The 12,229-nt window shown below is 31.4% G+C and carries 7 protein-coding genes; all 7 read left to right on the plus strand.

The window, feature by feature from the left end:
* Nucleotides 1–67: 67 nt before the first annotated feature.
* Nucleotides 68–1,870 (plus strand): alpha-L-fucosidase, encoded by a 1,803-nt coding sequence (locus ACJJVK_RS03730; protein ID WP_405563295.1) that lies wholly within the window; start codon nucleotides 68–70, stop codon nucleotides 1,868–1,870.
* Between the two features lie 35 nt (nucleotides 1,871–1,905).
* Nucleotides 1,906–3,714, plus strand: coding sequence for an arylsulfatase (locus ACJJVK_RS03735; RefSeq protein ID WP_405563298.1), 1,809 nt, complete (start codon nucleotides 1,906–1,908; stop codon nucleotides 3,712–3,714).
* A gap of 37 nt (nucleotides 3,715–3,751) precedes the next feature.
* The gene (locus ACJJVK_RS03740) at nucleotides 3,752–4,129 is read left to right on the plus strand and encodes a hypothetical protein (protein WP_405563300.1); all 378 of its coding nucleotides are present in this window, start codon (nucleotides 3,752–3,754) and stop codon (nucleotides 4,127–4,129) included.
* Between the two features lie 37 nt (nucleotides 4,130–4,166).
* Nucleotides 4,167–5,303, plus strand: a complete 1,137-nt coding sequence (locus ACJJVK_RS03745; protein WP_405563303.1) for an alpha/beta hydrolase fold domain-containing protein — start codon at nucleotides 4,167–4,169, stop codon at nucleotides 5,301–5,303.
* Between the two features lie 33 nt (nucleotides 5,304–5,336).
* Nucleotides 5,337–6,287, plus strand: coding sequence for a T9SS type A sorting domain-containing protein (locus tag ACJJVK_RS03750; protein WP_405563306.1), 951 nt, complete (start codon nucleotides 5,337–5,339; stop codon nucleotides 6,285–6,287).
* A gap of 622 nt (nucleotides 6,288–6,909) precedes the next feature.
* On the plus strand, nucleotides 6,910–9,237 hold the full coding sequence (locus ACJJVK_RS03755) for a T9SS type A sorting domain-containing protein (RefSeq protein ID WP_405563308.1): 2,328 nt from the start codon (nucleotides 6,910–6,912) through the stop codon (nucleotides 9,235–9,237).
* A 67-nt stretch (nucleotides 9,238–9,304) separates the two neighbouring features.
* Nucleotides 9,305–12,223: a T9SS type A sorting domain-containing protein gene (locus tag ACJJVK_RS03760; protein WP_405563312.1), complete on the plus strand. Its 2,919-nt coding sequence runs from the start codon at nucleotides 9,305–9,307 to the stop codon at nucleotides 12,221–12,223.
* Nucleotides 12,224–12,229: the final 6 nt, after the last annotated feature.

The following is a 12,229-nucleotide window of genomic DNA, read 5'->3' on the forward strand; positions in this document are numbered from 1 at the left end:
GTAAAAAATGGTTCTTACCTAATTTTGATTTAACAAATTATTAAAGCACCATAAATATTCCAAAAATATGTTCAAAAAAAAATACCACTTACCTATTCTATTCATTTTCCTCCTTTTAAGTCAAAGTGCATTCTTGCAAGACAGAGAGGAAAAGCAAGAAAGTATGGATAAAATGTGGGGAGAAACTTCTGTTGTTGATGGAAATATAAGAGAAGGTAGAGGGAAATTTTTTGATGAAAGTAATTTTGGAATGTTTATTCATTGGGGCTTATTCTCAAATTTAGGAGGAAAATGGAAAGGTAAAACCTACTATGGAATTGGTGAGTGGTTAATGAACCCAAGAGTTGCAGATATTCCACCAAAAGAATATATGGAGGTGGCAAAAGATTTTAACCCATCTCATTTCGATGCGAAAGCAATTGCACAATTAGCAAAAGATGCTGGTATGAAATATATTATAATTACCAGTAAACATCATGAAGGTTTTGCTATGTTCGATTCTAAAGTAAGTGACTTTAATATCGTAGATGCTACGCCTTTTGCTAGAGATCCAATGAAAGAGTTATCTAAAGCATGTCATGATTTAGGCCTTGGTTTTGGGTTTTATTATTCTCATAATCAAGATTGGACTGCTCCAGGAGGAGCCAATGGCCCAACAACTCATGATGATGGTTCTAAAGCTTCATTTAAAGAATATTTCTACGAAAAATGTAAACCTCAAGTAAGAGAAATTTGTACAAATTATGGTGATATAGATTTTGTTTGGTTTGATACACCTGGAGGTATGAAAAAAGAATACGTAGTAGAGTTAGCAGAAATGGTAAGAGAATTACAACCTAATGCTATGATGTCTAGCAGAGTAGGATATGGTTTAGGAGACTATGTAACTCATGGTGATATGGAAGTACCTGCAAAAAATTTAGATGTTTTATGGGAAAGTTGCGATACTAATAACGATTCTTGGTCTTATGCGTGGTATGATAACAACTTTAAAAGTCCTAAAGAAATATTACATAGACTAATTTCTACTGTTGGACGTGGAGGAACTTACCTGTTTAATGTGGGGCCTAATGCTAAGGGAGAAGTACCAAAAATTGGTGTGAAATTTTTAGAAGAAGCTGGTAAATGGATAAAAAAATATCCACAAGTAGTTTATGGAGCAGGTAGTTCTCCTTGGGGACATGCATTTCCATGGGGAGATGTTACAACCAAAGGAAAATCAATATTTTTATCCATATTCAATTGGCCACAAGATGGTAAAATTTATTTACCAGGTTTAAAAAATGATATTGTATCTGCTAAAATTTTAGGAGATAATTCCATAAAAAAAATAAATATCAGCAAAAAAAATGGATGGCTTGTATTTGATGTTCCTTATAAAATTCCAGACAATCCTGTTTCTGTGATTGAAATTACATTGAAAAATGATGCCAAAGACTTAAAAGTTGAAAAAGCTCTAGGAATTTATCCGAATATAGAAACTGAGTGTTTAGTAGAGTTTGCAGAAGTAAAAAATGCAACCAAAAAACACATCAGATGGATGGAAAAATTTGGAGAATGGAAAAAAACAAACCAAGTAAGTGACTGGGATAAAGGCAGTAAAGCCACTTTTACAGTAAATGTATTAGAACCAGGATATTATTATTTAGACTTGAATTACAAAGGTGAAGGTCGTTTAGTTTGGAAAACAACTACAGATGAAGATATTATTGTGCAAAACCAACAAGCAGCTACAGAAAAATATGCACCCTACTCAATGGGAATATTAGAATTTAGAACTACTGGTAAACATACTGTCTCTGTATCACTTGTAGAAGGAGATCCAAATACGTCAAGCTTAAAATCAATAATTATTAAACCAATTCAATAGTCTTTTTTAACACTAAAATCATTAACAAAAACCGAATGATAAAATTTAACAAATACATAGTTTTACTTACCTTCTTAACACTAGGTATTTCTTGTAAACCTAACAAGTCTGAACAAGTAACTAAAAAACCGAATGTTATTATTGTAATTACAGACGATCAAGGTTATGGAGATTTAGGGCATACAGGTAACAAGGTTATTAAAACACCTACTATAGATAAGTTTGCTGCACAGTCTGTTAGTTTAACCAATTATCACGTAGGGACAACTTGTGCGCCAACACGTGCTGGAATTTTAACAGGTAGAAATTCTAATAGAAATGGAGTTTGGCATACGATTATGGGCGCTTCTTTATTAAATAGAGAAGAAGTAACAATGGCAGATGTTTTTAAAGAAAATGGTTACAAAACAGGTATGTTTGGTAAATGGCATTTGGGAGACAATCATCCATTTTTACCAGAAGATCGTGGATTTGACAATGCATTTTATCACGGAGGTGGTGGTGTTGGTCAAACTCCAGATTATTGGAACAATGATTATTTTGATGACACCTATTTTAGAAATGGAGTGCCAGAAAAAGTAGAAGGGTATTGTACAGACGTTTGGTTTAATGAAGCAATTCAATTTATAGAAAACAAAAAAGACGATCAGTTTTTATGTTATTTAAGCTTGAATGCACCTCATTCTCCTTTTAATGTTCCTCAAGAATATTATGATTTATATAAAAACGAAGAAGGTTTATTAGAAACTCAAAAACGTTTTTATGGAATGATTACCAATATTGATGATAATTTTTCGAAACTATTAAAGAAATTAGATGATCTAGAAATAGCAGATAATACCATCGTAATTTTTACTACAGATAATGGAACATCTAATGGTTATAAAACAGATAAAGAAGGAAAAATCTATGGTTACAATGCAAAAATGCGTGGTACAAAAGCTAGCGAATATGAAGGTGGTCATAGAGTGCCTTTTATTATTAGATGGCCAAATGGAAAATTAGAAGCAGGAAAATCATTGTCAGATTTAACTGCTCATGTAGACGTTTTACCCACCTTAACTTCTTTAGCAGGTATTGATTTTACTTCTGATAAAGTTATGGACGGAACAAATATTGATTCTTACCTATTAGGAAAATCAGAAATTGAAGATCGTTACTTAGTAACAGACACACAACGTATTTCTTGGCCTGTAAAAGGTAAACAAAGTTGTGTTATGGATGGAAACTGGAGACTGGTAAATGGTGATGAATTATATGATTTATCAAAAGATCCAGGACAAACAAAAAACTTGGCAGCTCAGTATCCAGAAAAAGTAACAAGTATGAATGCTTTTTACAATACTTGGTGGGATAGTGTTATTGCAGAAACAAAATATTCTACAATAGATTTAGGTGAAGAAGAAATCGAAGTAATCACTTGTCATGATGCAAGAACAATTGATTATTTCCCTCCATGGAATCAAAGAAAAATAAGAGAAGGCAAACCAATGAAGCCAGCACCATTCTTTGTGAATTTTGTGAAACCAGGTAATTATATATTTAAACTAAGACGTTGGCCAATGGAAAGTGGTGTTGCTTTAGGCGCTGAAATAAATGATGCAATACCAGAAACATCAACTTCAGATCCTCGTATTAAAGGAAAGGCAATGAAGTTTAAAAAAGCGTTCCTAAAAATAGGCGATAAAGCTGTTTCTGTAAATGTAGATAATACAGCTAAATCTGCAGATCTTGAATTTACAGTTAAAGAAAAAGGTAAAACTGAGTTATTAGCTTGGTTTGAAATGGAAGATGGAACATTAAGTAATGCATTTTATGTGAATGTAGAAAATAGTAACAAATAGTAATAACAAAAATAATAGCAATTAAAAAACGTAAAAAATGAAAAAAATTTTAGCAATAGTATTTGTAATGTGTTTAACATTATCAGCAACAGCTCAAAAGAAAAAAAAGAAACCTGCAAATAACGACTGTTATTTAACAGAAGCCGCAACTACATTTGATTTATCAGAAGATAAAAAAAGTGAATTAAATGAACTTTTAGTTCAAGCTTCAAAAGATCGTGCTTCAATTAAAAAAGGCGTTAAAGCAGGAGAAATTACTAAAGATCAGGTTAAAGGAAAAACTAGAGGAGTTAATCGTAAATATTTTAGTGATTTAGCTAAATTAACAGGGAAGTCTAAAAAAGAGGTGATGACTTTTGTTAAAGAAGTTGGAGGTAAATGTAAAAAGAAAAAGAAAAAAAAGAAACAAGAATAACACATTCAAAAACAACTCTAAATACCATTGTTAAAAAATGAAAATTATATTTTTTAATATAAAAATCCATAAAGTTTTTACAATACTAGTTTTAAACTTACTATTTCTTCCAACTTCTGTTGCGCAAGAAATAGTAAGTTATGCAAAAGTAGATTCCAAAACAGAATTTCAAAAACTAGATGGAAATTCTAATGGAGAACTAGATGTTACAGAAATATTCCAGATTTGGAAACAGTTAAGAAAGTTTGATGTCAATAAAAATAAAAAGATAGATTTTGAAGAATTTTCAAAATTTGAAATTCCATATCTAAAAACCGAAGGAAAGAAAAATTTAAATATAAAATACAAAACTACTGAGGCAGAAGATTTGTATTTAGATATTTATTATCCATCACAAAATGCTTTAAATGGCAAAAAATTTCCAGTTGTTTTTTATACACATGGAGGAGGCTGGTTTAATGGTAGTAAAGAAAACATTGTAAGAAATCCTGTAGCATTACCTTTTTACAAACTTTTGGAGCATGGTTTTGCTGTGGTATCTGTAAATTATAGATTAACTAGAAGAAAAACGGTATTGATGCGTGATTGTGTAATTGATGCAATGGATGCTTTACGTTTTCTATCAAAAAATAGTGATGAATATGCTCTAGATATGAATAAAGTATATCCTATTGGTGATTCTGCAGGAGGTCATATTGCTCAGATGATAACATTGGCAAATCCAGAAAAGTTTAAAGGAGATAAAAAACTTCAAGGAAATTCTTATAAAATTGTTGCTGGTATTTCCTGGTATGGTCCATCAGATTTTACCATCAAAAAATTATTTGAAACTACAGACAAAACAAAAAACCCAGATAGATTTAGTTCAAGAATTACAAAAACAGAAAAGAATAAATCTAAAATAGATAAAATGTATAAGGAAATGAGTCCTATTTTTTATCTAACAAAATATAGCCCTCCTTTATTTATAATGGCAGCAGATAACGACACAACAATACCTGTTGGGCATGCCTATCACATAAAAAAGAAAGCAGATGAAATAAATGCTACTGTAGGTTTATTTATCGTAAAAAATGCAGGTCATAATTGGCGAAAATCGGGAGGTGAAATAGACCCAACATTAGAAGTAATCACTCAAAAAACAGTAGACTTCTTTTTAAAACACAAACAATAAAAACTTTAAATTAACAATAAAAATAATTATATCATGAAAAAAAACTACACATTTAAAACGATCAAAAAAGGAATAGTGATAATGGCTATTTTAGCAGGGTTTACAAAAGCAAATGCGCAAACTGAAACTGAATATGCTACTAGTATAAGACCAGATGCTACTATTTTAACCTATCCTAATGGTGCAGCTAACTTTATTTCAGATGAGATAACTAAAGAAGGAGTAACTTTTAAACTTCAACTTACTGCAACTCCCTCAGGAAATGAGAATGCATTTATTGGGAATGCAACAAATAGAAGATTTGGTGTTGGTAATAGTACAGATGAAACTAATCCTGCCAATTTGCTTAACTCAGAATTTGGTGATATGATAACCTTTAATACTTTAGAAGTTATCGACTTTAATGATAATGGAACAGGTTATACAGAAGCTGCCATTTCAAAATTAAATTTTAAAGCAATAACAATTAGAGGTGGTCATGGAGCTGCAGATAATGCTAGTCTTACAGTTGATGGGGCTACCAATGCTGGTACCTTTGAGTTAGGACAATTAGCAACTGTTAATGAAGTTTTAGAATTTGGTGTAGAATATACTAACCAAGCAAGTACTCCTTTTACTATTGGATCACAAGAAGGAGATATAACTACTGTTACTGCTACTAATGGAGCAACAGACGGAGTGAGTAATTTTCAATTATTAGGCTTGAATGTAGGGTATACATTTACAACAAATGCAACTGCTTCTATAGATGATAATGTAAAAAACGATACAAAATTAAAGGTTTTTCCAACAATAACAGATGGAGCATTTTCTGTAAATAAAGAGTTTAAAACACTACAACTTTTTGATCTTACAGGTAAAACAATAAAAATATTCAACGCTACTGATGTTTTAGAAGTATCAGGTCTTAATCAAGGTCTATATATCGTTAAAATAAAATCTGTAGAAGGTGCTATATCTACTAGCAAAATGATTGTGAAGTAGTTTTATAAACTACTACTTTGTATGCATTTTAAATGCATAAATAATACTTAGTATTTTATTAGTTTGTGCTGAACATCATTTAAAATACTAATATATAAGATTATCATATTTATGCTTCTATTTTGTTTGTTATAATCAAGCATAAGTTTTCAATCACAAGTTCCAGATCCAAATTTGGGTCTGAGAACTGATTGGATTATTAGAACTTAAGGAATAAACTAGAAACCTTGTAGAGGAGCAAATGAATCCAGAAATTTTACGATAAATCATTTTTAGATTAAATAATACACCTTAGTACTGTTGATTATATATTAAGACACAAATTAATAAACCAAGTACTTACACATCATTGATTACTAGTTATTTACAAGGCTCTTTTATTAAAGAGATGCAAGTAATGGAAAAGTAATAAACTTGTTTCTTGGCTTATATAAAATGAATAAAGAAAACAGATGTTTCTTATTTAAATTTAGGAGTTTATGTTTTTATAGGAATTCGTGAAGATGGAGAAGAAATCAAGAAAAAATTCATAAAATAAATTATACATAAAATGAACTTGCATATAAACTTCATAAAAAATAGTAGAACACTTGTGTTATATACTTTTTTATCTTCACTTTTTATGATACAAAATGCAGAAGCTCAAATTCCAGATCCAAATCAAGGTGTAAGAGCAGATTGGATGAGAGGAGCTTTGGGATTATTATGGCTGCCTGAACGTAACTATAATGGCAATATAGAAGGTATAAGAATAGATGATTTTATAGCTCAAATAAAAGATCTTAGAACCATCGATTATGTGCAACTTCCACTAACGAGTCCAAATATTTTTTCTCCAATACATGTGGGACCTCACCCTATTATTGAAAGTCTATGGGAAGGAGATACAGAGAATGGTAACCCAATAAATTTGGCAGTGCCTCGTGAATCAGTAGATGACCCTTTATTAAGTTGGCTCAAAGCACTTAGAGCAGCAGGCTTAAGAACAGAAATTTATGTGAATGCTTATAATTTATTAGCAAGAAACCCAGATGAAACACAAGAAGATTATCCAGATATTTCTAATCGTTGGATGGAATGGTGTGACACAAATACTGAAGCTCAAGCTTTTATAAATAGCCAATCATATCATAATGGAGATGGAAGACGTAAATATATGTTTTGTTATGCAGAGTTCATTCTTAAAGAATATTCAGAACGTTATGGAGACTTAATTGATGCTTGGTGTTTTGATTCCGCAGACAATATTATGGAGGAAGAGTGTGGAGATGACCCTTCTTCAGAAGATGTTACTGACCAAAGAATATATCAAGCTTTTGCAGAGGCCTGTCATACAGGAAATCCAAATGCAGCAATATCTTTTAACAATAGTATTGGAGACAGAGAAGGTAATCCATTTACATCAGCAACACTTTTTGATGATTATACATTCGGGCATCCTTTTGGTGGTGCAGGTAATATGGTAGAACCAAGAGATCCTTTATATTTCTATAATTTTGGTGTTATAGAATGGATGGAGAATTATAATGGATATGCTTTTAGAGATGATGCAAGACCTTGGAATGATAATGTGGTTTCACATTTTTTTCCAAAACAAAGCACAACCTCTTGGAATGCAGGTAATACAGCTTGTTTAACCAACGAAGAATTTGTAGAATGGACCACAACAGGACTTATAAGTGGAGGAGCAATAACTTGGGGTACTCCCTTAATTAGAACAAATTTAGAAAACTCTCCAGAACTTGTTTTAAGAGATTATGCTGTAACACAGTTTGAATTAACAGACGCAAATCTTAAGGTTAATCAATTTCCTGGAGCTCCCAATTGGGCAAGACAATACACAATTTTACCAGAAGCTTATATTGGCAAAATTTATAATCATACTTTAACAGAAGGTGTTGATTTTTGGGATCCAGAAGGTGATGCTATAACATCAATTATTGCTCAAGGAGATTTTCCTTCTTGGTTAACAATTACAGAGACGTCAAATGGTATATGGTCATTAAGTGGTACACCAACAGAAACAGAAGAAACAGATTATGAGTTTGATTTGAGAGCGAGTGATGCTTCTGGAGGAACTACCAGAAAAGTAGAATTAAATGTTTTGGCTAAGGTTACACAAATAGATGTTCAAATTAAAGCAGCAGCAAATACTAATTATGGCATAAATACTAAAGCTGTATTTTTCTCTGATGTTTTAACGGGTCCAGATGGTTTAGCATCCTATAGAATTTCAGTAGATGTTACCCCACAAAATGACAAAGCAGTAATTTCTGGGATTTCTGGTGGTGATGCAACAGCAAATTCATGGGGTATAGGAGATGGAACAGATGCAAATCAAGATGACATATTTAGAGGTTCTGATGATGAATGGGTAGAAAGTATAAATAATATTCAAATTATAGATTTTAATGCCAATGGAGGAACGCTTACTTCAGACAATGTTAATGCTAATTTTAAATCTTTAACTATTGTAAATGCACAATCTACAAACGATTTTGTTTCACTAAAAGTAGGCTCTTTAACTTTTAATCCAGGAAGATTATCAAACAAAATCGAAATTGTAGATTTAGAGCAAGAAACCGCAATCAATAATATTACAGATTTTGCAATTGGTACAGGTAATACATCAACAACTAATAAATGGTCTATTGAAAGTATTCATGCAACAGTTCAATTTAATGAAAACAGTTTATCTATTTCCGATATTAACCAATTGCAAATAGAGGAGTTCAAGTTATTTCCAAATCCAACAACAAATCAAATTTCATTTAATATACCATTAATAAATATTAAAATTATAGATGTGTCAGGTAAAGTTGTAAAAAACGTTACCTCTCAAACACAAAATATAGATATAACTCATTTTACACCAGGTATATATATTTTAAAAGGGCAAAGTAAAAAGGGTGAAACCATCATCAAAAAAATTATAAAAGTTTCTTTGTAATTACATTTAAATTAAAAAAATGATAATAAAAAAAACAGCAACCACTAAAAACAGTAACATTTTTTTGATGATACTTTTTTGTGTGATAGTTGGTATATCTGAAACAAAATCTCAGGTATTTTACGATGAAACATCATCAAACGAAGTGTTGCTTATAGAAGGTGGGGCTGTTTGGAATAACTCTTCAAGTGGAGGTTTTGAGTACAATAATAATGGCACTAATTCTCAAAACAGAGCATTGATTTACTCAACATCTGCTTACCAATCAGAAGATGGTTTCAAACTAACAATAGAATATACTACAAAATCTATAGACGATGTTACAGCACATAATTTTTCATTTGGATTAATAAGCGATGAAACAGATTTGTCTACCTATTCAGGATTTAATCCTTTTAGAGCAACTGAATCAGTTTACAGTATTGGTGCTAATTTAACAACTAATGAAGACGCTACAGCTAGAGGGTTAAATTTTACGAATACTATAGAAAGAGTTACTTTGGATCAATCTGGAACACGTACACAATTTGTTGCAGGTAAAACCACAAAGGTTACTATAGAAATAGGAATTGGAGGCTATTGGTCTTATCGCATTAATGATGTTTATGAAGCATCTGGAGTTTTATTAGATGGTTTTGATTTAAATAAAAACTATCATATTGCTGTTTATGGACAGAGTGAGAATAGCAAATCCATTCAATCCATTACCTTAGAAAAAAGATATGCATCTGGAGAAAGAGCAGAACATTTAAGAGGTACTTGGAGTTCTGAAATTCTTGTGGATTTATTGGATGATAGAATAAAAAATTTAAAAACACTAGATCGTTTAGCGGTGAGTTTTACCAACGGTGCTGTATTATCGGCAGAACATAAGGTGCCACATAAATTGTTCGATATGTTGTCTGGTGGGGATGCAGTAGCTCCATCTTGGGGAGATTTAAATTCAGATACACCAGAAGATGATAAGATGCTAGCAGATATTTTAAAAATAAAAGCTGCAGGGTTTAATGTAAAAGCTTACACAAATTCAGAAAATTTTGTTGGCCCAAATGCAGATTATCTTCAACCATTTGTAGATAGTTGGATAGCATATTGTGACACAGACCCAGATGTTCAGGCTTTTATTAATAGTAAACCTTATCATACAGGTATTTGGAATAGGACTACTGAAACCTATGAAGATGCAACAGATACTTATCCAATGCGAAAATATATGTTTTGTTATGCAGAATATTTTCTAAAAGACTATGCATTACGTTATGGAGAATACTTTAGTTCATGGATTTTTGATGATGGTGGGACTATGGAAGACAATGGAGATAATGCAACTAGCGGTATTATAGAAGAACAAAGAATTTATCAAGCTTTTGCCAATGCAGTTCATGCAGGTAATTCTGATATTCCAATTGCTTTTAATAATGGTAGAAGTACAGTAAATTATAATTCTTATCCTTTTGCACATACTATAAGATTTGAAGATTTTACTTTTGGACATGCTTTTGGAGGAAATAATAATCATGCTGAAAAAATAGATGGAAATCAATTCAATTTGAATTATCAACATATAACACGTATGACAGAAACTAATGGTTACGTGCATGCAGATGGAAATTGGGATTGGGATGATAAAATTGTAGGTAATTTTCATTCAAAATTATCAACAACAGCATGGAAATATGGACCTAACCAAGCATGGGAGCAAGACGATTTTAATCAATGGAATCTAGAGGCTATGCAAGCAGGTGGTTCTATGACTTGGGGTGGCTCTTTTAATAGAGATGAAACAACAATTTATGATTGGGTATATGTTCTCTTAGAAAACCTCGATGATTTCCTTGCTACAAACGAAAATCCTGGACCACCAAATTGGACAAGAGCTTTTACAATTCTACCTCCAGCTTATAAAGATGTATTTTATTCTCATACATTAACAGAAGATGTTGATTTTTGGGATCCTGAAGGAGATACCATTACATCTCTTTTAGCAGTAGGTAATTTTCCTTCTTGGTTAACCATTGCAGAAACCGAACCAGGAATATGGTTGTTAAGTGGTACACCTACTGAAACAGAAGAAACAAATTATGAATTTAGTCTACAAGTTAATGATGCTTCTGGAGGAAATAATAGAAAAGTAGACTTAAAAGTTATTTCAAATTACACTTTAAAAGATGTTTTGATTAAAGCAACTGCAAATACTAATTATGGAATAGGTGCAAAGGCTGTAATGTATTCTGATATTCAAACTGCACCAGATGAATTGGCAACTTATAGAGTTTCTATAGATATTACGCCTCCAAGTGATAAAGCAGTAATTTCGGGTAATTCAGGAGGGTCAGCAACTGTAAATTCTTGGGGTTTAGGTGATGGAACAGATAATACACAAAATGTTATTTTTAGAGGGAGTCATAACGAGTGGGTAGATAGTATCAATAATATTCAAATTGTAGATTTCAATGCTAATGGAGGTTCGTTAACTTCAGATAATATAATCGCTAATTTTAAATCTGTTACTATTGTAAATGCACAATCTGTAAATGATTTTGTTTCATTAAGATTTAATGACACTAATATTGATGTAGGAAGATTAGATAATCAAACTCAAGAAATAGATTTAGCAACTGTTTTAAATGCAGATACTATACAGGAATTCGGAATAGGTGTTGGAAACACAGAGCCTACCAATAAATGGTCAGTAGAAGGCATTAATGTAGCTGTTCAATTTAAAGATAACACCTTATCTATTTCTGATATAAATCAAGATCTAATAAAAGAATTTAATTTATTTCCAAATCCGGCAAAAACACATTTTTCAATAAATATCAACCCTGTAAAAACGCAAATATTTGATGTTACCGGAAAATTAGTAAAAGTGGATAATAATAGAAAAAATAAGATTGATATATCAAATTTAAAAAAAGGAATCTACATTGTTAAAGTACAAAGTGAAGAAGGAACTATCCACTTAAAAAAACTATTAAAAGAATAAATGAAT

This window comes from Polaribacter sp. Asnod6-C07 (assembly GCF_045063625.1).
Classification (GTDB): domain Bacteria; phylum Bacteroidota; class Bacteroidia; order Flavobacteriales; family Flavobacteriaceae; genus Polaribacter; species Polaribacter vadi_A.

What these genes read in the sequence shown, in the direction of transcription:
- ACJJVK_RS03730 (WP_405563295.1), top strand. Translation starts at nt 68, where the DNA reads ATGTTCAAAAAAAAATACCACTTACCTATTCTATTCATTTTCCTCCTT.
- ACJJVK_RS03735 (WP_405563298.1), top strand. Translation starts at nt 1,906, where the DNA reads ATGATAAAATTTAACAAATACATAGTTTTACTTACCTTCTTAACACTA.
- ACJJVK_RS03740 (WP_405563300.1), top strand. Translation starts at nt 3,752, where the DNA reads ATGAAAAAAATTTTAGCAATAGTATTTGTAATGTGTTTAACATTATCA.
- ACJJVK_RS03745 (WP_405563303.1), top strand. Translation starts at nt 4,167, where the DNA reads ATGAAAATTATATTTTTTAATATAAAAATCCATAAAGTTTTTACAATA.
- ACJJVK_RS03750 (WP_405563306.1), top strand. Translation starts at nt 5,337, where the DNA reads ATGAAAAAAAACTACACATTTAAAACGATCAAAAAAGGAATAGTGATA.
- ACJJVK_RS03755 (WP_405563308.1), top strand. Translation starts at nt 6,910, where the DNA reads ATGATACAAAATGCAGAAGCTCAAATTCCAGATCCAAATCAAGGTGTA.
- ACJJVK_RS03760 (WP_405563312.1), top strand. Translation starts at nt 9,305, where the DNA reads ATGATACTTTTTTGTGTGATAGTTGGTATATCTGAAACAAAATCTCAG.